General features: G+C 72.5%; 18 protein-coding genes. 7 read left to right on the top strand and 11 right to left on the bottom strand.

Annotated features, from left to right (window positions below):
- The first annotated feature begins 231 nt into the window (after positions 1–231).
- Positions 232–960, top strand: a complete 729-nt coding sequence (locus tag C1I92_RS09270; protein ID WP_111254381.1) for a GAF and ANTAR domain-containing protein — start codon at positions 232–234, stop codon at positions 958–960.
- Between the two features lie 51 nt (positions 961–1,011).
- A complete protein-coding gene (locus C1I92_RS09265) occupies positions 1,012–1,917 on the top strand; it encodes a hypothetical protein (protein ID WP_111254380.1) in 906 nt (301 codons plus the stop codon).
- Positions 1,918–1,930: 13 nt separating this feature from the next.
- Here the strand turns inward: C1I92_RS09265 and C1I92_RS09260 are convergent, their stop codons facing one another.
- On the bottom strand, positions 1,931–2,671 hold the full coding sequence (locus C1I92_RS09260) for an SOS response-associated peptidase (RefSeq protein WP_111254379.1): 741 nt from the start codon (positions 2,669–2,671) through the stop codon (positions 1,931–1,933).
- Positions 2,672–2,761: 90 nt separating this feature from the next.
- Between C1I92_RS09260 and C1I92_RS09255 the strand changes: the two genes are divergently transcribed.
- Positions 2,762–3,340, top strand: coding sequence for a helix-turn-helix domain-containing protein (locus tag C1I92_RS09255; RefSeq protein ID WP_199521093.1), 579 nt, complete (start codon positions 2,762–2,764; stop codon positions 3,338–3,340).
- 53 nt (positions 3,341–3,393) lie between these two features.
- Here C1I92_RS09255 and C1I92_RS09250 read toward each other — a convergent pair whose 3' ends face one another.
- The 7 genes from C1I92_RS09250 to C1I92_RS09220 form a co-directional block, all read right to left on the bottom strand.
- Complete coding sequence (locus C1I92_RS09250) at positions 3,394–3,687, bottom strand: antibiotic biosynthesis monooxygenase (protein WP_199521092.1); 294 nt, start codon at positions 3,685–3,687, stop codon at positions 3,394–3,396.
- Positions 3,688–3,691: 4 nt separating this feature from the next.
- The gene (gene arfA / locus C1I92_RS09245; RefSeq protein ID WP_111254377.1) at positions 3,692–5,203 is read right to left on the bottom strand and encodes an arabinosylfuranosidase ArfA; all 1,512 of its coding nucleotides are present in this window, start codon (positions 5,201–5,203) and stop codon (positions 3,692–3,694) included.
- Positions 5,204–6,424: a family 1 glycosylhydrolase gene (locus C1I92_RS09240; RefSeq protein ID WP_111254376.1), complete on the bottom strand. Its 1,221-nt coding sequence runs from the start codon at positions 6,422–6,424 to the stop codon at positions 5,204–5,206.
- Entirely contained in the window at positions 6,421–7,248 is an 828-nt protein-coding gene (locus C1I92_RS09235; RefSeq protein ID WP_199521091.1) for a carbohydrate ABC transporter permease, read from the bottom strand. The genes C1I92_RS09240 and C1I92_RS09235 overlap by 4 nt, the downstream gene beginning before the upstream one ends.
- Positions 7,245–8,189, bottom strand: coding sequence for a carbohydrate ABC transporter permease (locus C1I92_RS09230; RefSeq protein ID WP_111254375.1), 945 nt, complete (start codon positions 8,187–8,189; stop codon positions 7,245–7,247). Before C1I92_RS09230 ends, C1I92_RS09235 begins: the two co-directional genes overlap by 4 nt.
- 5 nt (positions 8,190–8,194) lie before the next feature.
- Positions 8,195–9,463, bottom strand: a complete 1,269-nt coding sequence (locus C1I92_RS09225; RefSeq protein ID WP_111254374.1) for an ABC transporter substrate-binding protein — start codon at positions 9,461–9,463, stop codon at positions 8,195–8,197.
- Between the two features lie 90 nt (positions 9,464–9,553).
- Complete coding sequence (locus tag C1I92_RS09220; protein ID WP_111254373.1) at positions 9,554–10,564, bottom strand: LacI family DNA-binding transcriptional regulator; 1,011 nt, start codon at positions 10,562–10,564, stop codon at positions 9,554–9,556.
- A gap of 133 nt (positions 10,565–10,697) precedes the next feature.
- Between C1I92_RS09220 and C1I92_RS09215 the strand changes: the two genes are divergently transcribed.
- Positions 10,698–12,800 (top strand): RICIN domain-containing protein, encoded by a 2,103-nt coding sequence (locus C1I92_RS09215; protein ID WP_111254372.1) that lies wholly within the window; start codon positions 10,698–10,700, stop codon positions 12,798–12,800.
- Positions 12,801–12,864: 64 nt separating this feature from the next.
- Positions 12,865–15,780, top strand: a complete 2,916-nt coding sequence (locus tag C1I92_RS09210; RefSeq protein WP_111254371.1) for an AfsR/SARP family transcriptional regulator — start codon at positions 12,865–12,867, stop codon at positions 15,778–15,780.
- Positions 15,781–15,796: 16 nt separating this feature from the next.
- Here the strand turns inward: C1I92_RS09210 and C1I92_RS09205 are convergent, their stop codons facing one another.
- On the bottom strand, positions 15,797–16,216 hold the full coding sequence (locus tag C1I92_RS09205) for a hypothetical protein (protein ID WP_111254370.1): 420 nt from the start codon (positions 16,214–16,216) through the stop codon (positions 15,797–15,799).
- Positions 16,217–16,380: 164 nt separating this feature from the next.
- Entirely contained in the window at positions 16,381–20,352 is a 3,972-nt protein-coding gene (locus C1I92_RS09200) for a metallophosphoesterase (RefSeq protein ID WP_146605072.1), read from the bottom strand.
- Between the two features lie 145 nt (positions 20,353–20,497).
- Here C1I92_RS09200 and C1I92_RS09195 point away from each other — a divergent pair, with 145 nt between their 5' ends.
- Entirely contained in the window at positions 20,498–20,770 is a 273-nt protein-coding gene (locus C1I92_RS09195; protein ID WP_111254439.1) for a hypothetical protein, read from the top strand.
- 31 nt (positions 20,771–20,801) lie between these two features.
- On the top strand, positions 20,802–21,536 hold the full coding sequence (locus tag C1I92_RS09190) for a DUF2470 domain-containing protein (RefSeq protein ID WP_111254368.1): 735 nt from the start codon (positions 20,802–20,804) through the stop codon (positions 21,534–21,536).
- On the opposite strand, the gene C1I92_RS09185 is transcribed toward C1I92_RS09190, so the two are convergent.
- Positions 21,529–22,591 (bottom strand): ABC transporter ATP-binding protein (locus C1I92_RS09185; protein WP_146605071.1); only part of this gene is annotated, 1,063 nt, incomplete at its 5' end. The genes C1I92_RS09190 and C1I92_RS09185 overlap by 8 nt on opposite strands.

Raw genomic sequence — 22,591 nt, 5'->3', positions numbered from 1 at the left:
TTCCGCGACAGGCGGCTTCGACGCCCCGCCCCGGGCATCGCCGCTGTGCGACATCGTCCCATTCTGCCCGGTCCCGGCTCGGCTGTCAGTCCGATCGGCCTCGACCTGCCAGGACGGGAGGTCCGGGCTGGTCTCGTCCCGTCAGGTCGAAGCCGTTTGCGCTGGTCGATGGCATCGTCGGTGAGGAGACAGCCCATGACTGCAGGTACAGAGGCGACGGGGGCGGAGCCGATGACCACAGACGAAGCGATCACCACGCAACCGACGACGGACACGGCGCTGCTGTCGAGCAGCAGTAGTCTGCACGACTTCCTCACGGGGCTGGCGAGTGGTGTCGCCGACGCCCTCGGCGGGGTCTCCTGCGCGGTGGCGACCAGACGGGGGCCGCGGGTGGCGGCCACGTTCGGCGGCAGCGACCGCGTCGCCGCCGCGCTGGAGGATATCCAGTACATCACCCAGGACGGGCCGACGCTGCGGGCCGTGCAGACCGGCGAGCCGGTGTGCGTCGAGTACCTGCCGGTCGACCTGCGCTGGCCGGAGCTGACGCTGCGCGGCACGGCGGACGGGGTGGCCGCCGTGCTCGCGACGCCGATCCCCGGCGAGCTGGCCAGCATCGGCGCCGTCACCGTCTACGCGCAGCGGCCGGATCGGCTGGACGACGCCACCCGCGCCCGGGTCGCCGAGCTGGCCGCCCGGCACGCCGGCGCGCTGCAGGTGGCGGTGCGGATGTTCGAGTACGCCGCGCACGCCGAGCACCTGCGCGTCGCGCTGACCTCCCGCTACGTCATCGACCAGGCGCTCGGGGTGCTGATGAGCCGGCACAGCTGCAACGCCCGCACCGCGTTCGAGATCCTGCGCCGCCGCTCGCAGCGCGACAATGTCAGGCTGCGCAAGATCGCCGCCGAGATCATCGTCACGACGACCGGCGAGCCGCCACTTCCTCCCGCTGCGGGAGCCTGAACCGGCGTCGATCAGATCGTCAGCGGCCAGGGCAGGTGGCACGCTGCTCTCATGGTGACGGTGCCCACGACTGCCAGCCTCCTGGTCGGCGACGGTGATGCTCGGTTCCTCCCGGTGGTGGAGATCGAGGTCGGCCCTGACACGACCGGCCTCGAGTTGGCTTCGGCGGTGCTGGCCGCGCATCGGCTTGCTCTGCCCGATCTGGAGCTCGCCTACGCCGGCGTCATGGTCGGGCTGCCCGAGAGCGAAGACGGCTGGTCGGCACGTGCCATCCCGGCAGTCCTGGGCCCTTCAGGTGTCCTCGACTGGGATGCGTACCGATCCACCGTGACATTCGGCGAGCTGCAAGCGACCGCAGCAGTCGGCCTGTCCCGGCGCCCGGAGGACGGCATGACGCTGGTCCTGACGGGCGGCAGCGGTGGACTCGGCGCCACCGACTGGCGCGATCTGTTCGATCTCCTGGAGACAGCGGTCGATCGGCTGATCCACTTCGGCGGCGTCTACGCCGGTTACCTCGCCATCCGTGACCTGGCCCGGGGTGCCGGCGACAGGATCGCGCGAGCACTCGCTCCGATCCGCCGGCTTGCGGCGCGCGACCACTCTGCCTATCCGGATCGTCTCGAGAGACTGCTCGACGATGCCCCCGAGCTTCGGTCCAGGACGCTCGCCGCCGGTCTCGAGCTGCCTGACCCTGAACTGGCGGATCTCATGCGTCTGCTCGGGTACGAACAGACAGCTGGGGATGCGACGTTCGAGCACGCGGATCTCGACGACGACATCGTCAAGCTCGTCGCCCTGATCTATCGCCATGCCAAGTGGTCGGGGATCGCTGACGAAGAGGATCTCGCGGCGATCAGGCAGGAGTTCCAGGACGCCATCGATCGGATCATGAGGCGCATCGCCGAGGATGGACGGGTCCCAGACGAGCCGGACGACATCTGGGCGCCACCCGAATAGCCCACGGCCCACGTCAGCCGTCGAGGGAGAGCTGGGTCGGCGCCGCCTCGGCGACCAGCCCGGCGTGGTTGTTGCGGACGTTGCCGACCTCCGTTCCGACGGGACGCGCGACGAGGGCGGCGCCGACCCGGGCGGCGGCTGAGCGGGCCAGCTCCAGCAACCCCGTCGTGTCCTCGTTGCCCCGGTCCAGCCAGTCCGGGATGTCGGCCGCGGCCAGGAACACCGGCATCCGGTCGTGGATGTGCGCCAGCCCAGGCGCCGGCGTCGTCGTCAGCACGCTGGCCGACAGCAGCCAGCGGTCCGGGTGCTCGGCCGGCAGCGCCGGATCGCGCCACCACTCGAACACGCCCGCCATCGCGAGCAGTCCGCCGTCACCGTGGATGAAGTACGGCTGCCGCGTCCGGCCGGGACCGCGCTGCCACTCGTAGTAGCCGCGGGCCGGCAGCACGCAGCGCCGCCGGGCGATGGGGCCGCGGAACGCGGGCTTCTCCGCGACGGTCTCGATGCGGGCGTTGATCATCGGCGCGCCGCCGCCGGGCTCCTTCGCCCACGACGGGACCAGCCCCCAGCGCGCGGCGTGCACCTGCCGGGTCCGTTCGAGCGGCTCGTCGGTGCGTTCCAGCACGACGGGCACCCGGTCGGTGGGCGCGACGTTGTACGACGCCATCAGCTCAAGCACCGCGCCGGACGCGATCGCGTCGAACTCGGCGGCGAGGTCGTCCATCGACGCGTCAGCCACGTACCGTCCGCACACGCCCCCGATTCTCCCGCACCGGGGTCGGCTCGACCGTCACAGCCTAGTGTTCGTGGCGTGGTCTATAGCACGGGTTGCTATGATGGCGCCATGTCCGACAGGGTCGAGGTGCTCCGCGAGGTGATGCGCGACACGCGCACCACCCAGTCCGAGCTGTCGCGGCTCAGCGGCGTGCGTCAGCCGAGCATCAGCCAGTTCCTGTCCGGCAAGATCGAGTTCAGCGACGAGCAACTGGACCGGCTGCTGTCGTGCATGGGCTACCGGCTCGAGGTCGTTCGCCGGCCCGTCCGCCCCGACCTCACGCGCTCCGAGCGGAGGTCCTGGCAGCTCCATCGCCGGTTGTCGATCCAGCTGTCCAGGACGAACCTGCAGGAATGGGGGCCGACGATCGAGCGGAACCTGCGCCGGTTGAGGGAGAGTGTCCGAGGTCAGCCGCACCTGCGCAACCTCGATCGATGGGAGTCACTTGTGCACGGTGGCGCCCTGCCGGGAATCCACCGCGTGCTGACCGGGCTCGATCGCGACTCCATCGAGATGCGCGAGGTGTCGCCGCTGGGAGGCCTGCTCTCGCAGGACGAGCGCGGCCACACCCGTGCCGGGAGCACCTCACCCGCTCAGCGATCCGCATGGAGGCCAGAACCCCAGGCCGATGGGTCCGCCGGCGAGTGAGGTGAACGCGGGGCCGCGTGACCATGTCCCGGCGTCACCGCCGGCCGGCGGGGTCAGCGCGCGGCGGTGCCCTCCTCGGCCGAGACGAGTTCGGCGATCGCCGCGAAGAAGGCCTCGATGCCCGGCAGGTTCGCGCCCTTCGCCCGCGACGCGGCGAAGTCCTCCGCCGACCGCCAGGTCACGATGTCGAGCCACTCGTCGTCCGGCAGCCGCACCAGCACGGCGTCGATGAAGCCGTCGCGATCGGCGCGGAAGTCGGCCAGCATCGCGGGCCGGGCCGCCAGCAGCGCGTCGACGTTCTCGGGCAGCACTCGGAACCGGGTCAGCTCCACGGTCTCAGCAGTCACCCCCTCAGCGTAGTGAGACCGCCGTCCAGGAGACGGGCGGGAGGTCGACCCGCAACGTGCCGCCGTCCAGCACCGCCGACGGGGTGGGGCGCAGCCCGACGCGGTCGGGGTGGTCGAGGGTGTTGCGGGCGTGGACGTCGTCGTCCCAGAGGGTGACCGCCTCGGCGATCGTCGTGGCGCCGAGGGCGCGGACGTCCACCGACACCGTCGCGGGCGAGTCGACCGAGCGGTTCACCAGGAACACGGCGGTCGAGCCCTCCGACGCGTCGTGCGTCGCCACGGCGTCGACGAGCGGCACCTCCCCGTACGCCGACGTCGAGTACACGGGCGACGTCACATCGACGGCCAGCGTCACGCCGCGGGCCAGCCGGGACGTCGTCGCGAACGGGAAGAACGTGGTCTGCCGCCAGCTCGGGCCGCCGGGCTCGGTCATGATCGGCGCGATGACGTTGACCAGCTGCGCCATGCTCGCCGCCGTCACCCGGTCCGCACGCCGCAGCAGCGACATCAGCAGCCCGCCCACCACGACGGCGTCGGCCACCGTGTACGAGTCCTCCAGGATCCGCGGCGCCACCGGCCACACCTGCGGGTCGGTGACCTTGTCCTCGTCGTGATAGCGGTCGACGTACCAGACGTTCCACTCGTCGAAGGAGATGTCGACGCGGTGACGGCCCGGCCGCAGCGCGCGGACGTGGTCGATCGTCGCCACCACCGACTCGATGAAGCGGTCCATGTCGACCGGCGAGGCGAGGAAGCCGGGAAGGTCACCCGGCGTCTCGTGGTAGTACGCGTGGCAGGACAGGTAGTCGATCTCGTCGTACGTGTGCTCCAGCACGGTCCGCTCCCACGCGCCGAACGTCGGCATCTGCCGGTTCGAGCTGCCGCACGCGATCAGCTTCACGCCGGGGTCCAGCTGCCGCATCGCCCGGGCGGTCTGCGCCGCCAGCTTGCCGTAGTCCTCGGCGCTGCGGTGCCCGAGCTGCCACGGCCCGTCCATCTCGTTGCCCAGGCACCACAGCACGACGCCGTGCGGGTCGGGCGTGCCGTTGGCGACGCGTAGATCGGCGAGCGTCGATCCGGACCGGACGTTCGCATACTCGAGCAGGTCCAGCGCCTCCTGCACACCCCGCGTCCCGAGGTTGACGGCCAGCATCAGCTCGGTGCCGGCCTTCGCCGACCAGCGGGCGAACTCGTCCAGCCCGATCTCGTTCGTCTCCAGCGAGTGCCAGGCCAGGTCGAGGCGACGGGGCCGCTGCGAGCGCGGCCCGACGCCGTCCTCCCACCGGTAGCCGGAGACGAAGTTGCCGCCCGGATAGCGGACGGTCGACACCCCCAGCTCGCGGACCAGCTCGATGACGTCCTTGCGGAAGCCGTCCTCGTCGGCCGTCGCGTGGTCCGGCTCGTAGACGCCGTCGTACACCGCCCGGCCCAGGTGCTCGACGAACGAGCCGAACAGGCGCCGGTCGATGGACCCGACGACGAACGACGGATCGACGGTCAGCGATGCGTGCGGCACTCAGCTCTCCTTGGTTGTGTTGCGGGGATCGTGGGCGTGGGTACGGAACCGGTCGACGAGCGGGGTGGGGACGCGGTGCAGGATGCCGTCGCGCTCGGACAGCTCCCACAGGCCCATCGTCAGCCGGTGCGCCTCGCGCCGCTGGGTGGAGTGCCGGTACGTCCACTCGTACATGTCGAACACCGGCCACCACGTGTACGCGACGACGGGGACACCGCCGGCCCGCAGCCCGCGCACGGCGTCGACGGACGCGTCCAGCCAGGCCGCGCGCTCGGCGACGCTCCCCGTCACGCAGGTCTCCGTCAGCGCGACGGGGACGCCGTACCGGTCGAACGCGCCGCGCAGCAGCTCCTCCAGGCCGAGAACGCCGTCGTCGCGGGTCGGACGGGGGTCGGCGAAGCCGCCGCCGTGCGGATCGGCGGCCGACACGATCTCGGTGGAGTGCCGCGGGTAGTAGTTGACGCCCATGACGTCGGGCTGGACGGCGTGCTCGGCGAACCAGGCGAGCTCCGAGTCGTCGAAGCCGTCGGCCGCCCGGCCGGTCACCAGGTCCTCGACCAGATGCACCTGCCCCCGCAGCCGCGCGATCGTCGCCGCGTCGTCCCCGTCGTAGCGCATCCCGGCGTCGACGTGCACGAACACCCCGCGCTCCCCCAGCACCGAACGCATCGCCCGCTGCGCCAGCACGAACCCTCGGGCCAGCTGGAGCACCATCGTCCGCAGGCCGGACGGACCGGACAGGTACGGCGGCCAGTACCCGTACTCGCCGGAGAACAGCGCGTGGATCATCGGCTCGTTCACCGGCGTGTAGTCGGTGACGCGGTCGGCGTACCGCTCCGCGACCCGGAACGAGTACTCCGCCACCACCGACGGGTAGTCGGGATGCGCGAACTGCCCCTCCAGCCACAGCGGTGTGCCGTAGTGCAGCAGGTCCACCACGGGCCGCAGCCCGAGCGATGCGAACCGGTCCATGACGCGGTCCAGCCACGACCAGTCCCACGAGCCGGGCGCCGGGTTCACCCGGTACCACGGCACGCCCCAGCGGAGCAGCTCCGCACCGGCGTCCGAGGCCAGCCCGAGGTCGGACGACCAGAACTCGTAGTGCTGGGTCAGCTCGTACTCGTCGATCGCGCGCTCGCCCGGCCGCGACTGCGGCACGAACGTGTCCTCGACGCCCAGCGCGAAGTGCAGCGCACCGTCACGGTGCCAAGGCGCGCTCATTTCAGCCCCGTCGTCGCGATGCTCTCGATGAACCGCCGCTGCACCAGTAGGAACGCGATCACCAGCGGCGCGATCGCCACCAGCGCGCCGGCCATCATCACGCCGTAGGGGACGATGCCGCCGGGCCCGGTCAGCAGCGTCAGCCCGGACGTGATCGTGCCCATCTCGCGTTCGGTGGTGAAGATCAGCGGCCACAGCAGGTCGTTCCAGTTGTTGACGAACGTGAAGATCGCCAGCGTGAGCAGCGCCGGGATCGCGTTGGGCAGCACGACGCTGCGGAAGATCCGGAACTCCGACGCGCCGTCGATGCGGGCGGCGTTGTCCAGGTCGCGCGGCAGCGCCAGGAAGAACTGCCGCAGGAAGAAGATGCCGAACGCGTCGGCGGCCCGCGGCGCGATCAGCCCGGCGAACGTGTTCACCCAGCCCAGGTCGCTGACCAGTTGGTAGACGGGGACCAGCGTCGCCTGGAACGGGATCATCAGCGTCGCGACGATCGCGATCAGCAGCGTCCGCCGCCCGGTGAAGTCGATCCGGGCCAGCGCGTACGCCGCCAGCGAGTCGAAGACCAGCGCGAACGCCGTCACCCCGCCGGCGAACAGGAAGCTGTTGACCACCAGCCGGGCGAACGGCAGCTCGTCGACGATGCGCCGCAGGTTGTCCAGCGTCCAGTCCTGCGGCAGCAGCGTCGGCGGGTACGCGTTCACCTCCGTGACCGGCTTGAACGCCGTCAGCACGATGATGGCCAGCGGCAGCATGACGGCGGCGGTGACGGCGAGCATCGTCACCGTGCCGAGGACGGTGCTGGGCCGGAGCCGGGCGATCACTGGGCATCCCTTTCCCGGCGGCCGAAGAACACGAACTGCACGACGCTGAGCAGCAGCGTCGCGATCAGCAGCACGTACGACAGCGCCGACGCGAAGCCCAGCTCCAGCTTGCGGAAGCCGGACTCGTAGATCTCCATGACGATGGTCTGGGTGTTGCCGTACGGCCCGCCGCCGGTCATGACGTAGATCTGGTCGAACGCCTGCAGCGCCGCGATCATCGCGAACACCAGCACGAACGCCAGCGTGTTCGACAGCAGCGGCAGCGTCACGTTGGTGAAGCGACGCCACACGCCGGCGCCGTCGACCTTGGCCGCCTCGTACAGCGAGCCGGGGATGTCCTGCAGCCCGGCCAGGAAGATCACCAGGTAAAAGCCGAAGTTCTTCCACACCGCGACCAGCGCGACCGCCGGCATCGCCAGCTGCGGGTCCTCCAGGACGTTCCCCAGTTGCAGCCCGAGCCCGCTCAGCCAGTGGTTGAGCAGCCCGACCTGCGGGTCGATCAGGTACGTCCACGCGTAGGCCGCAACGGCCAGCGACACGACGAACGGCAGGAACAGCGCGGTGCGGAAGAAGCCGCGGAACGGCAGCGCCGGACTGTTCAGCACAAGCGCGAGCGCCAGCGCCGCGACCACCGCCGTCGGCGTGAACAGCACCGTGTACCAGAGCGTGTTGGTGACGGCGTTGAGCAGGTCGGGGTCGGTGAACACCTGGACGTAGTTGTCGAACCCGACCCACTCGGCGTCGCCGAAGCCGCTGGCGTCGGTGAACGACGTCCGCAGCGCCGACACCATGGGCCAGCCGACGAAGACGGTGAGGACCAGCAGGGCCGGGGCCAGGAAGCCCAGCGCGGTGACGCCGCGCCGGCGGCCCCCGGGCGCCACCCGCCGCCCGCCCAGTGGCGCGGGCGGCCGGTAGCGCCGTCGTGGTGCGGTGAGCGACACGAGACCTACCCGACGGCCGTCTCGATCGCGGCCTGCGCCTCGGACAGCAGCCCGCCGATGTCCTCGCCGGCCATCGCCCGCTGCGTCAGCTCGTCGATCGCCGTCAGGACGTCGACGCTGTTCACGACGCCGGGCAGCAGCGGCCGGCCGAACTCGGCCTGCTCGGTCAGCGCCGCGACCACCGGGTTCTCCGCGACGGCGTCAGCGGGGACGTCGGTGCGCAGCGGCGGCCAGCCCGAGCCCAGCGACCACGTCACCGCGTTGTCCTGGTCGAGGAAGAAGCTGAAGAACTGCTCCGCCGCCTCGACCGCGTCGTCATCGGCCTGCTCGGTGATCGCCATCGAGACGCCGATCGCCGACGCCGCCTGCGCCTCCGGCCCGGCCGGCACCGGCGCGATGCCGTAGTCGATGCCGTTCTCCTCCGAGATCGACGCCATCCACGGCCCGCCCAGGTACATCGCGGCCTTGCCGCTGCTGAACAGCCCGTCGCCGGCGATGCCGTCGACGCCGGTCGGCGAGATCTTGTCCACGGCGATCGCCTGGTACCAGTACTCCAACGTCGCCCGGTTCTCCGGCGAGTCGATGACGACGTCCGTGCCGCCCTCGACGATGTCGCCGCCGCCGCCGTAGAAGAGGCTCGGCCAGACGCCGTTGGCGACGGTCGCGTGGTCGGGGATGGCCGCGCCGTACTGCTCCGGCGTGCCGTCGCCGTTCTGGTCGACGGTGAGCGCCTTGGCCGTCTCGACCCAGTCGTCCCAGGTGGCCGGCGGCTCGGTGATGCCGGCCGACTCGAACAGCGCCTTGTTGTAGAACATCGCCAGCGGCACGAAGCCGGTCGGCACGCCGTAGCGGGTCCCGTCGACCGTCACCATCTCGACGGCGCCGGGGTTCAGCTCGGCGGCGTTGCTCTCGGCGTCGTCGTAGAAGTCGTCCAGCTCGACGAACGCGCCGCGGTCGGCGTAGACAGGCAGCCGCTCGGCCGGCATCGCGACGATGTCCGGCCCGTTGCCGGCCGACAGCGCCGGCAGCAGCGTGTCGTCGATGACGTCCCACGGGTTGATCTCGGTGCTGATCACGACCTCGTCCTGCGAGGCGTTGAAGTCGTCCACGAGCTGCTCGAGCACGTCGCCGTCGGCCTCGGTGTACCCGTGCCAGAAGGTGAGCTCGACCGGGCCGTCGGCGGACGCGCCGCCGGAGTCGTCGTCGCTGCCACAGGCCGTCAGCCCGATGGCCAGGGCGAGGACGAGGCCCAAAGGAAGGCGGTTGCGTGTCATGTCTGTTCCTTCTCCACAGTGAGACGTTCATGACCTTACAACGTTGTAAGAGTCAGGATGCGGAACACGCCAACGGATGTCAAGCCGGGCTCAGCCCGGCTGGGTCGACTCCCGCTCGACGATGCGGTAGCCCGAGCGCAGCTCCCGCCGCGGCTCCTCCGGGCCCTTCTCGATGCGGTCGAGCAGCACCTCGACGGCGAGCCGGGCGATCTCGCGCCGGCCGGGATCGACGGTGCTCAGGCTGGGCAGCGAGTACTTGCCCTCGTCGACGTCGTCGAAGCCGATGATCGCGACGTCGGCCGGCACCCGGACGCCCTGCTCCTGCATGACCCGCAGCGCGCCCAGCGCGAGTTCGTCGTTGAGCGCGAACACCGCGTCGAACTCGACGCCGCGCTCGAGCAGCGCGCGCATCGCCTCGGCGCCGTTGAACCGGTGCCACGGGCCGGCGTCGACGATCAGCGCCTTGTCGAAGGGCAGCCCGTGCGCCTCGAGCGCGGCCCGGTAGCCGTGCAGCCGCAGCCCGGCCGAGCCGATCACCTCGCCCTCGTGCGCGCCGATGACGGCGATCCGGCGCCGGCCGAGGCCGATCAGGTGGTCGGTGGCGGCGCGGGCGGCGTCGACGTTCTCCATCGTGACGTGGTCGACCGGGCCGTCGAAGATCCGCTCGCCGAGCAGCACCAGCGGGAAGTCGACGGCGAGCAGGTCACCCTCGTCGTTGCCCAGGCCGAGCGGGCTGAACAGCAGCCCGTCGGTGAGCTGGCGCCGCGACCCCGACAGCACGTCCAGCTCGCGCCGCCGGTCGCCGCCGGTCTGCTCGATGACGACGACGACGTCGCGCTTCTCGGCGGCGTTGATGACCTCGTCGGCGAGCTGGGCGAAGTACGCGAGGCTCAGTTCAGGCACGGCCAGGCCGATGGCGCCGGTGCGGCCGGAGCGCAGGCTGCGCGCCTGCCGGTTCGGCCGGTAGCCGAGCTCGTCGATGGCCGCCTGCACCTTGGCGCGAGTGGTGTCGGAGACGTACGGATGGTCGTTGACCACGTTCGACACAGTCTTGAACGACACGCCCGCGAGCCGGGCGACATCACGCAGCGTCGCTGTCATGACCACACGGTAGCCGTTGACACCGGCGCCGACCCAACCCTAGGGTGCTGATCGACACCGGTGTTACAACGTTGTACGAGCATTCACTCGTACAACGTTGCATGACTGTGCCCGCCCCGTCTCGAGGAGAGTCATGTCCACCGATGCCCGCACCCCACGCCGCCGCGCGCTGGCCGCACTGGCCGCCGTCGCCGCACTCGCCGCGACCGCCCTCACGGCCGCGCCCGACCCCGTCGCCACCGCCGTCACCACCGGCAACGGCGCGCTCGTCTACTCACCCGCCGCCGGCACCTCGTTCGACCCCGAGGGCAATCGCCCGGTCGGCACCACCTACCCGAAGGTGATCACGCTCAAGCACAACGGCGCCGCCAACGGCACCCAGCTGGTGACGTTCGACCAGCTGGTGCTGGTCGGCGGCGTGCAGGTCTATCCCATCCACCGCAGCACCGACGGCGGCACCAGCTGGAGCAAGATCGCCGACGTCGCGCCGAGCACCACCTTCCCGACGCTGACCCGCACCGCGCAGCCGTTCCTGTACGAGCTGCCGCAGCAGGTCGGCTCGCTGCCGGCCGGCACCATCCTGCTGACCGGGATGATCATGCCGGCGGACCGCTCCAGCAGCCGGCTGATCGTCTACAAGAGCCAGGACGCAGGCGTCACCTGGACCTACCTCAGCACCATCGACACCGGCGGGCCGGCGGTCTACGACCCCAGCCCGACGTCCACCACGACGACCGTCTGGGAGCCGGCGCTGGCCGTCGACGGCCAGGGCGGCCTCGTCGCCTACTTCTCCGACGAGCGGCAGAAGCCGAACGGCGTGCTGCAGGCCGTGTCGTACCGGCGCTCGACCGACGGCGGGCTGACGTGGGGGCCGCTGGTCAACGTGTCCGCGCCGGCCGGCACGAACGACCGGCCCGGCATGATCACCGTCACCAAGCTGCCCGACGGCCGCTACCTGGCGACGTTCGAGGTGGTCAACCGGCCGAGCCTGAGCCAGAACACCGCGCCGGTCTACTACAAGATCTCCCCCGACGGGCTGAGCTGGAGCCCGGAGTCCAGCATCGGCACGCCGGTCCGGCTGGCCGACGGCCGCGGCATCGGGTCGTCGCCGTTCGTGAAGTGGGTGCCCGGCGGCGGGCCGAAGGGCATGGTGATCGTGTCGTCGAAGTGGTCGCTGGACGCCGGCGGGAACATCAACACCGGCCAGAACTTCTACGTCAACTACAACCTCGGCGAGGGCCCGTGGGAGCGGCTGCCGTACGCCGTCACCTACGACTCCACCGACACGCAGGGCGGCGCGTTCAGCGGCTTCGCGCAGGGCTTCGACACCAGCGTCGACGGGCGTACGCTCGTGCACGCGTCCAACGTCGAGAACCCGTCGACCACCTACAACGACGTCCGCGTCGGGACCATCCCGCTGGACGCGCAGCAGTACGAGGCCGAGCGCGCGGCGCGGGCCGACGCGTCGCTCGTCACCCACCACGACGCGTCGAACGGGCAGAAGGTCGGCAACATCAACAACGCCGGCAGCTCGGTGACGTTCACCGTCCGGGCGCCGGCCGCCGGGTCGTACCGGCTGAACGTGCGGTACGCCAACGGGATGGGCGCCACCAGCACGCACTCCGTCAGCGTCAACGGCGGATCGGCGACGACCATCTCCTACCCGCCGACGGTGGACTGGGGCCGCTACCTGTGGGCCCAGCACACGGTGAACCTCAACGCCGGCGTCAACACGATCAGCTTCACCAAGGCGACGTCGTTCGCCGAGCTCGACGTCCTGCACGTCTACCGGACGTCGGCGCCGCTGGACCCGCAGTTCCGCGTCGTCAACCGGACCAGCGGGAAGTTCCTGGAGATCCTCTCGGCGCTGACGACCGACGGCGCCGGCGCCGGCCAGTGGGGCGACACGAACCACGCCACCCAGGTGTGGAACCTGCGCACCGTGACCGGCGGCATCCAGCTGGCGAACAACAACAGCGGCAAGCTGCTGGAGATCCCGGGCGCCGCGCTGGGTGACGGCGTCCAGGCCGTGCAGTGGGGCCCGACCGGCCACGCCACCCAGACCTGGGTGCCGACGTTGCTCAGCGGCGGCTGGTGGCGGCTGGCCAACGCCAACAGCGGGAAGAGCCTGGAGATCGCCGGCAGCTCGACCGCCGACGGCGCCGTCGCGCAGCAGCAGACCAGCGGCTCGTGCCAGTGCCAGCAGTGGCGGCTGACGCGCGAGGGCATCCAGTAGCCCCGGCGGCGCCGCCCGCGGACAACGTCAGCGGGCGGCGCCACCCGGCCGGTAGCCTCGACCCGTGCCCCAGCAGGAAGTCTTCGTACGGCTGCTGGGCCCGGTCGAGGTGCTCCTGGGCACGGAGCCCGTGCCGCTGGCCCGCCGTCCCGCCGCGCTGCTGGCGGCGCTCGCGCTCCGGCTGAACACGCCGGTCTCCTACGGCGCGATCACCGAGCTGCTCTGGTCGGAGGCGGAGCTGCCGGCGAACTCGCGCCGGGCGATCCAGACGTACGCGTCCCGGCTGCGCGACGTGCTCGGCCGCGAGGCGGTGCTCGCCTACGGCGACGGGCTGCGGCTGGACCTCGCGCCGGACCAGGTGGATCTGCACCGCTTCCGCCGCCTCGTGGCCGCCGGCGCCGGGTCGGCCCGGGCGGAGCTGGCGACGCTGACGGAGGCGCTCGGGCTCTGCACCGGCACTCCCCTGTCGGGCCTGGCCGCGCCGCGGCTCGTCGACGCCGAGGCGTCGGCGCTGCTCGACGAGGTGCTCAGCGTGGTCGAGCGGCGCAACGAGGTGCGGCTGCTGGCCGGCGAGCTCGACGACGCGTTCATCGCGTCGCTGCGGCGGCTGACGACGGAGCATCCGTGGCGGGAGCGCACCTGGTGCCACCTGATGCTCGCGCTGTATCGCACCGGTCAGCAGGGCGAGGCGCTCGCGACGTTCGCCCGTCTGGTCGCCGTGCTGCGCGACGACCTCGGCATCGACCCCGGCGCCGAGGCGACGCAGCTGCACCAGCGGATGCTCGCCGCCGACCCGGAGCTGCTCGCGCCCACGCCGTCCGCCCGGCCGGCCGTGCCGGGCCCTCAGGCCACATCGCCGGCGGCCGGGCCGCCGGCCCAGCTGCCGGCCGGCTCGCCGGCGTTCGTCGGACGGCGGCGCGAGCTGGCGGCGCTGGCCGCGCTGCTGGACCGCCCGGCCGACCGGGTCCGCCTCGCCGTCGTGTCGGGCCAGGCCGGCGTCGGAAAGACGACGACGGTGATCGAGGCCGCGCACCGGGCGCGGGCCCGCTTCCCCGACGGGCAGCTGTTCGCCGAGGGGACGAGGGGTGGCGCGGCGGTCCCGCCACACGACGTGCTCGGCGCGTTCCTGCGCGACCTCGGCACGGCGACCGCCGACATCCCGGCGTCGCCGGCCGACCGGGCGACGCTGTTCCGGTCCGTCTGCGCGCGGCGGCGGCTGCTCATCGTCATCGACGACGCACAGTCGGCCGAGCAGGTCACCGCGCTGCTCCCCGGCGCCGGCGAGTGCGCCGTCCTGGCGACCACCCGCCGGCGCCTGACCGTGCCGGCGAACCTGTCGCTCGACCTCGACCTCATCTCGGCCACGGAGTCGCACGAGCTCCTGGCGACGCTGGCCGGTGCGGACCGGCTCGCCGCCGAGCCCGAAGCGGCGGCCGCGATCGTCGAGGCGTGCGCCGGCTCGCCGCTGGCGCTGCTGATCGTCGGCGGGCGGCTGGCCACCCGGCCGGCCTGGCCGCTCGCCCATCTGCGCGACCGGCTCGCCGGGCCCGGCCGGCTGGCGGAGCTGCGGCTGGGCGGTCACTCGGTACGGGCGGCGCTCGACGCGACCACCGGCCTGCTCGATCCGTCCGACGAGGCCCGGTTCCGCGCCCTGGGCACGCTGCCGGCCGACCTCGTCGACGTCGAGTCCGCGGCCGTGCTCTGGCAGTCCGGCCGCGCCGAGGCCCGCGACCTGCTGGAACGGCTGTGCGACGTGCGGCTGCTGGAGCCAGCGACACCGGACTGCTACGGCTGGCACGGCCTCATCGGCAGCTACCTGCGCGACGATCCGGCGCGCACCGATCCGGCCGGCGCCCGCCGGGTCCTGCGCCAGGCGCTCGCGTCGCTGGCCAACGCGCGCGATCGGCTGCGGCCCGGCGACCGCCCCCACCATCCGCTCGTCGCCGCCGTCGTCGACTCCGAGGAGACCGACGGCGCCACGTTCGGCGACCGCGCCGACGTGCACGCCTGGGTGCATCCGCGCGGCGCCCTGTTCGTCGGCCTCGCCCGCGACGGCCTGAGCTCGGGCGACGACGACCGCGCCGTCGAGGCCGCGGCGCTGGCCGTCCACTTCGACACCGTCGTCACCGACTGCTGCACCGCGCACGAAGTGTCCGCCGGCCTGCTGCGGGTGGTCACCACGACCCCGCTGCCGCCGGGCGCGGAGCACTTCCTGGCCGCGGCGCGGCACAACCTCGCCTCCGCCCTGGCCGACCAGGGCCGGCTGGCCGAGGCGCACGAGGCCGCCGAGCAGGCGATCGCCGCCTGGCGGCGGCTCGGCGACCGCTACGGCGAGGCCGCCCTGCTGAACAACCTCGCGCTCCTGCACGGCCGCTCGGGCGACTACCCGGCCGCCGTCGCGGTGATGCGCCGCTGCATCGACACCGGGGACGCGCTGCCGCTCGTGCTGCGTGCCCACACCCTGCGCAACCTGGCCTATCTCCTCGCGCGCGACGGTGACGCCGACGGCGCGTCGAGCACGTTGGCGGCCGCCAGGGAGCGGCACGCCCACGAGCCGGGCTCGTACGAGGGGTACGAGGCCGCCAAGATCGAGGCCCACGCCCGGCTCGCGGCCGGTGAGCCGGGCGCGGCGATCGCGCCGGCCCGGGCGGCACTCGCGACAGCCCGCGAGCTGCGCTCGGTCCGGCTGACGGCCCAGTCGGCCGTCCTGCTGGCCAGGGCGCGCCGGCTGGCGGGCGAGGACGGCCGGCAGAGCGCCGCCGAAGCGCTGCGGCGGCTGGCCGAGACGGGCGTGCAGGACGTCCAGACGACCTGCGAGGCGCTGGCCGAGCTGGCCCACGCGCACCGCGCCACGGGTGACGCCGCGAGCGAGGACGCCTGCGTCGAGGAGGCGTCCCGGCTGATCGACCTGGCCGGGAACGCCCGCACCCGGTGGGCCGATGAGCTGCTCGGCCAGTTCGCGACCGCGCGGCGCCCGTGACGCCGCCGGCGCACGCTCAGCGGTGCCAAGCCGTGCAGTAGTAGCGGCCGCTGTCGACGACGCAGGTGCGCCAGTAGTAGCCGCCCGGGTTCGCGACGTCGTCGGTGTAGTAGCTGTCGCGGTACAGCCCGAGCCTGGGCGTCCACGACGTCGGGTTCGAGCTGCGCGCGCGGTCCAGCCAGATCGAGTCCTCGACGAAGCCGGAGTACCCCGTCACCCGGCCGGCGCAGAAGTGGACGCTGAGCCAGCGACCGCCGGTGTAGTTGCGCTTCGTGTAGCAGCCCGCCGCCGTCGCCTGTGCGGTCGCCTCCTGTGCCGTCGCGTTCTGCCCCGCCGGCGCAGAAGTGGCGGCCTGGGCGGCCGGAGCGGCGGCGAGCGCCGCCGCGGCGAAGGTGGCCGCGGCGAGGGCGGACAGGGTGCGTGTGCGGATGGCCATGACGACTCCCCGTGATCGGTGTGGCGCCTCGGTGCCGAGGCACGTCACGATCCTGGCCACCCCCTCTTTCACGGCGGCTTCAGGCGATCTTCACGCAGTTCGCGGCCGGCGACGAGCGCGCTGCCGTCCGTCCTCAGCACGCTCGCCGCCGGCTACCGCTGGCGCTAATCGTCCGTCGGCTCGAACGGCGCGTAGTACGGCCACAGCGGCGCGCCCGGACCCCATGTCCCCGGCCGGCCGCGGGTGTCCGCGGTGGTGAAGACGGCCGGCGCGGACGCCGTGACGCCGCCGCCGGCGCTCTGAGCGGTGACGATCCACGCGTACGTCGTCGCCGGCAGCAGGCCGGCCCACTCCACCGACGCGACCGAACCGGACGGCACGGTCACCGAACCGAGCGGTTCGGCCGGTGTGTACATCGCGATCGCGTCGGTCTGGAACGTCGTCGTGCGGGTCTGCAGGTCGACCGGGAGCACCATGTTGTCCTCGGTGCCGTTGTACCGGCCGTTGGTGTCGAACTCGGTCGCGCCGAAGTCGGCCAGCAGCGGCGAGTACGTGTCGACGATCAGCTCCGAGCGGTCCACGTCGAACTGCAGCAGCCGGAAGAAGCTGGCGCCGAACTGCAGCTGGTCGTCGGGCTCGTAGCCGCCGATCTCGGTCAGCCCGAGCCGCTCCGCGGACACCGTGTAGAACTGGTAGTCCGCCAGCAGCTCCACCACGCCGCGGCTGATCTCCGCGCCGACCTGCGGCTTGATGTTGGTCGCGACGCCGTGCTCGTGGCCGGCCAGCACCAGGAACACGTTCGGGTTCGGCTCGACGACGCGGCGGAAGAGCATGGCGCCGTCGGGTGCGGAGAACCCGGCGCCGCGGCCGTCCGGGCTGGTCGAGGGCACCAGATAGTCGTGCGAGAGCACGATGCCGTTGCGGTCCGGGAACCGCTCGAAGATCGAGTTCGCCCAGTCCGCCTCCTCCTTCGTGACGCCGTAGGAGAGGCCGACGACGACGAAGTCCAGGCCGCCGGCCGAGAACAGGTCGTAGTGGTTCTGGTTGTCGCCCTCGCGCCACGGGCCGCCGTACTCGGCGTGCTCCCACTGGTCGTCGGCGGCGGCGTAGCGGTCCGGGCCGTAGTACTGGTTGTACAGCGCGCCGGGGCCCGTCTCGCGTCCGGACTGGTTGTCGTGGTTGCCGGCGATGACGCCGTTCGGGATGCCGGCGCCGTCCAGCACGCCCTGCTGCTCGGACGAGAACTCGAACTCGCCGATGACCTGCTGGCGCATCGGCTCGTCCAGCGCCGGGCGGGTGTTGTTCTCGATGATGTCGCCGGTGTGCGCGGCGTATGCGATCTTCCGCTCCTCGGCGTTGTCGACCACCCAGTCGACGATGCCCTGGTAGGCCGACGCCCAGACGGCGCGCTCCTCCGGCGTCTCCTGCTCCACGGCGCCCTCGGAGATGTACTGCGTGTCGGTGAAGTGGACGATGGAGAAGTCGTAGGTGTCCGGGTCGGCGAACCCGTTCGGGTCACCGGGCTCGATGTCGTCCGCGAACGGGTCCTGGGCGGTGACCAGCACGTTCACCCGGTTCCGGTCGACGTAGCGGGGGTCGACGGTGGCGGAGAGCTCGGTGTTGCCCTCGACGGCGCCGCGGGCGGTCGCGACGACGTCCCAGGCCGTGGTGTCCGGGTTCCACGCGTGCAGCGTCACCAGCCGCTCCGGGTCGACGACGCCCTCCCAGCGCACGAACGGCGCGGCGACGTTCTTGCGCACCCGCAGGTCGAACCGCTGGTAGGCGATGTCGCGGCTGGTCGGCGCGGTGAGCGTGCGCCCGTCCAGCGGCGTCAGGTCCTTCGTCTGCGCCGGCCGCTCCCCCGGCACCCGCAGCGTCGTCGGCATGGTCGTCGTCGTGCCCTGCCAAGCCGACGTCGCCGTCGACACCTCGGCCTGCGCGAACGACGCCGTCACGTCGCCGCCGCCGGGGGTGGCCACCCGGGCGGACAGCGTCGCCGCCGCGCCCACGTCGGTGCTGCCCGACGCCGGCGCGAGCTCGGCCGGGACGTCCGGGATGCCGGCGCTGGTGAAGACGATCTCGCGGACCGCCGTGTTGCCCATGACGTCGGTGCCGGTGACCGACAGCGTGTGCTCGCCCGGCGTCAGGCCCGGGCCGATCGGGGCGCCGAGCGCGACCTCGGCGCCGTCGAGCACCACGTCCGGGCCGCTCAGGACGCCGGACGCGTCGTCGAGCCGGACGTCCAGCGCCACCGCCGACGTGATGGTCTGGCCCGCGGCCGGTGTGCTGACCGTGACCTCGGGCGCGGTGTTGTCGGTGACGAGCAGGCGCGTGGCGACCTCGCCGGTGGTCGACGCGGCGGCGACGGTGTGGTCGCCGTCGGGCAGCGCGGCCGTGTCGACGTCGGCGCGGATGCCACGGGCCGGCGCGTTGACGAGAAAGTGCAGGTCGATCTCGCGCAGCGGGTTCACGGTGGAGCCGCAGTCGCCGTCGCCCATGCCGTAGCTGGGCTGGCGGCGCTGCTGCGTCGCCGTCCCCTCGGCCGGCGTGAGCGTGACGTTGGAGACGGTGAAGTCGTCGCGGTTGTCGCCGCAGCCGGTCGGGAACGTGCCGGTGACCAGGTCGATCGTGTTCCAGCCGGGCACCAGCCACTCGTTCGGGACGGTGATCTCCACCCGCTGGCTGACGTGGTCGCCGCCGAGGTCCAGCTTCATGCCGTTGACCAGCACGAAGTTGTGGTAGCGCGCCTCCATCGAGTTCGTGCCGATGTCGAAGGCGAACACGGCCAGGCCGGAGCCCAGCGTCGGGCGCACGTGCGCGGCCGGCGCGTCGATCGTGTAGTGCAGCTCCACCTCGCGCAGCGCCGTCGTGCTGCTGCCGCAGCTGCCGTCGCCCATCGTGTACGACGGAGCGATGTTCTGCCCGGTCGCGGTGCCGCCGGCGACGACGAGCGCCAGGTTCGCGATGGCGAAGTCGTCGCGGTTGACGCCGCAGGTCTCCTGCCGGCCGCCGGTGACGACGGTGATGACGTTGTCGCCCGGGCGCAGGTACTCGTTCGGGATCGCGAAGTCGGTCCGCTGGCTGACGTAGTCGCCGCCGAGGTCCAGCCGCCGGCCGTTGACCAGCAGATGGTTGTGGTAGCGGACGTCGAGCGAGTTCGAGCCGACGTCGAAGCTGAACGTCGCGACGCCCTCGCCGAGCGTCGGCTTCGTGACCGGCTCGGCGCCGTCGACGGCGAGCGACGGCACCGCGCCCGGCGTGCCGGCCGGGAACGAGGCGATCACCGGCTGGATGCCCGCGGCCAGCGTGCCGTCGGCGGGCTGGACGTGCGGCGCGCCGGCCGCGGGGTTGTTCACGGTGACGGTGTGCGTGGTGGCCGCGCCCGAGATGGTCCGGGCGACGATCTCGTGCGGCCCGTTCGCCAGCGTCGTCGTGTCCAGCTCGGCGGCGAGGCCGGTGGTGCCCTGTGGGTCGCCGTCGATGACGAACGTCAGCGTCGCCCGCAGCAGCAGCGACGTGTTCGAGCCGCAGCTGCCGTCGCCGAAGGAGTAGTTGTACTCGTTCGCCTCGCCGTCGGCGGCCCCGCCGAGCAGCTCCAGCGTGAAGTCGGAGAGCGCGAAGTCGTCGTGGTTGACGCCGCAGCTGGTGGTGACCGTGCCGGCGACCACCTCGACGGTGTTCTCGCCTGGCACCAGGTGCTCGTTCGGGACCTCGAGGCTGACCCGCTCGTTCACGGCGTCGGCGAGGTCGATCCGGTGCGTGCCGTTGATCAGCACGTGGTTGTGGTAGCGGGCCTCGGTCGAGTTGCTGCCGACGTCGAAGCTCAGCGTGGAGACGCCGACGGTCGGGGTCGCGCCCGGCACCGGCTGGCCGTCGACGGTGAGGCTGGTGACGTCGTCGTCTGCCGTGACAGCCTCGGACGCGACCGTGACGGTGCCCTCGAGGTACGCGCCGTCCGCCGGGGTCAGCGTCGGCGGCTCGCTCGCCGCCTCCGGGCCCTCCGGCTGAGCATCCGCCTCCGCCACGTCCGCCGCGTAGGACGCGGGCCAGGTCGCTCCGACGAGCACGACGGCCAGCACGGCCGCGGCCAGTCCGGCCACTCGCTTGCGGTGTCCGGGACGTGCGGACTGCGTCATCGGCGGGGCCTCGTCTCTCGGGGGTGTGGGCAGAGCGCCCTGAATCGTCCCGATCGCGTGGAACCGCCGCCGATCCGGCCGACGAAACGCCGGTGACCGTTTCGTGAACCCTTGCCCCGCGCGCGATCATGGGAAGATGGGCGGCATGGACGGGGACGCCGACACCAAACCTCGTCGCGGCCTGGGCGGCCCCGCGCTGTTCACCGGCGTGCTTGCCCTGGTCTTCGCGTTCGTCCCGTTCGTCGGCGAGTTCGTCGCCGCCCCGGCCGCCGTCGTGGCGATCGCGCTCGGGTTCATCGGGTGGGACCGCGCCGAGAAGGGGCTGGCCGACGACGGCGCCCGCGCGCTCACCGGCGGCGTCCTCGGCCTCGTCGCCGGGCTGGTCGTGTTCTTCGTCTTCCTCGCCACCATGGGCTGACGCACTCGTCGAGTTAGGTTAGCCTCTCCTCATGAGTTGCCCCTCGGCTGCCGAGCGAGCCCGGACGCTGCTGCGCGGCCGGCTGCCCGGCCTGCTCTTCCTCGACGACGTCACCGTGCCGCTGCCGGTGCGGCACGGGACCGGCCGCGACGGCGACGCGCTGCTGCTGGTCCCGGCGACCGGCGGCCTGCGCGAGGCGCTGCGGTCCCGTGGTCCGGTCGCGCCGGGCGGCGTGCTCCGGGTGGACGACGTCCCGCCGGCGGCCGGCGCGCCGAGTCTGGGCCAGGCCCGCGCCAGCGGCCGGCTGCACCCCGTCGAGGATGCGGCGGCGAGGGCCGCGGCGCTGGAGTTCGCCGAGGCCAACCCGCTGCCCAGCCTGCTCGGCGTCGGTTCCGACGCCGTGCTGTACCGGCTGCGGGTGACCGGCGTGCACCTCGTCACCGAGCAGGGCGGCGGCCCGGTGGATCGGGCCGCGTACGCCGCCGCCGAGCCGGACCCGCTGCACGAGGACGAGCGCGACCTGCTGCTCGATCTCGCCGACCACCACGGCGAGCAGGTCGAGCCGTGGTTCCGCGCGGCGCTGGCGTCGGCCGGGATCGAGACGACGCGGCCGCGGGCGGTCCGGCTGGACCGGTACGGGTTCACCATCGACACCGGCCGGCCGCGCCGACGCTGGGCCCGCCTCGACTTCGGCCGGCCGCTGACCGGCGTCGGCGAGCTGGCCGAGCTGCTGCACCCGGTGCTGTTCCACCCGCACGTCAGCTGACGGTGACCACCCCGTCGTCGACGTGGACGACAGTCGCGTGCCGGGCGATGGTCTCCGGGCGATGGGCGACCAGGATCAGCGTCCGTCCGGCCCGGACCCGGTCGACGGCGGTCTCGATCTGCGCGGCGACGACCGGGTCGAGGTCGGCCGTCGCCTCGTCGAGGATCAGCACCGCCGGGTCGACCAGCGCCGCCCGGACGATCCCGACCAGCTGCTGCTCCCCCGCCGACAACGCCGATCCGTACGGCCCGACGACGGTGTCCAGGCCGTCCGGCAGCCCGGCCAGCCACGCCGTCAGTCCGAGCCGGTCGACGGCGTCGAGCAGCTCGTCGCGGGTGGGCTCGTGCGGCACCAGCATGAGGTTGTCCGCGAGCGTGCCGCTGACCAGGTGCACCTGCTGCGGCACCAGGACGATCCGCCGGCGCACCTCCGCCTCGGCGACGCCGGCGAGGTCGACGCCGCCGAACGTCACCGTCCCGGCGTCCGGCTGGTAGAGGCCCGACGCCAGCTTGACCAGCGTGCTCTTGCCCGACCCCGTCGGCCCGGCGATGGCGACGTGCGCGCCGTGCGGGAAGCTGACGTCGACCCCGTCCAGCACGTCGGTGCCTTGGCGGTAGGCGTAGCGGACGCTCTTCACGGTGAGGTCGCCGGTCTCCGGCAGCGCCCGGTTGTCGGGGGCCGGGCGATCCGCCGTCCGCTCCAGCAGGTCCAGCAGCCGGGCCAGGCTGACGGCCGTCGACTGCAGCTCGCCGAGGACCTGCGACAGCCGCAGGACGCCCTCGAACAGGTTCGCGACCGCGAGCACGAACACCGCGACGGTGCCGATCGTCACCCGCCCGGACCCGGCCAGCCAGGCGCCGGCCACCAGCAGCACCGCGACCGAGAGGCCCTCGAGAAAGCCGATCAGGCGCAGCCGCAGCTCGACGTCGACGGTGCGGTCCTCGGCGGCGCGCAGCGCGGCGTTCTGGGCGGCGAACCGTCGCTGCCGGTCGGCCATGCCGCCGGTGAGCTGCAGCGTCTCGCGGGCGGCCAGCGTCTCGGTGAACGTCGCCGCC

The organism is Jiangella anatolica (assembly GCF_003236295.1).
GTDB classification, from domain to species: Bacteria; Actinomycetota; Actinomycetes; order Jiangellales; family Jiangellaceae; genus Jiangella; species Jiangella anatolica.
The sequence above is the reverse complement of the archived record's forward strand: the minus strand, read 5'-3'. Positions and strand labels throughout refer to the sequence as shown.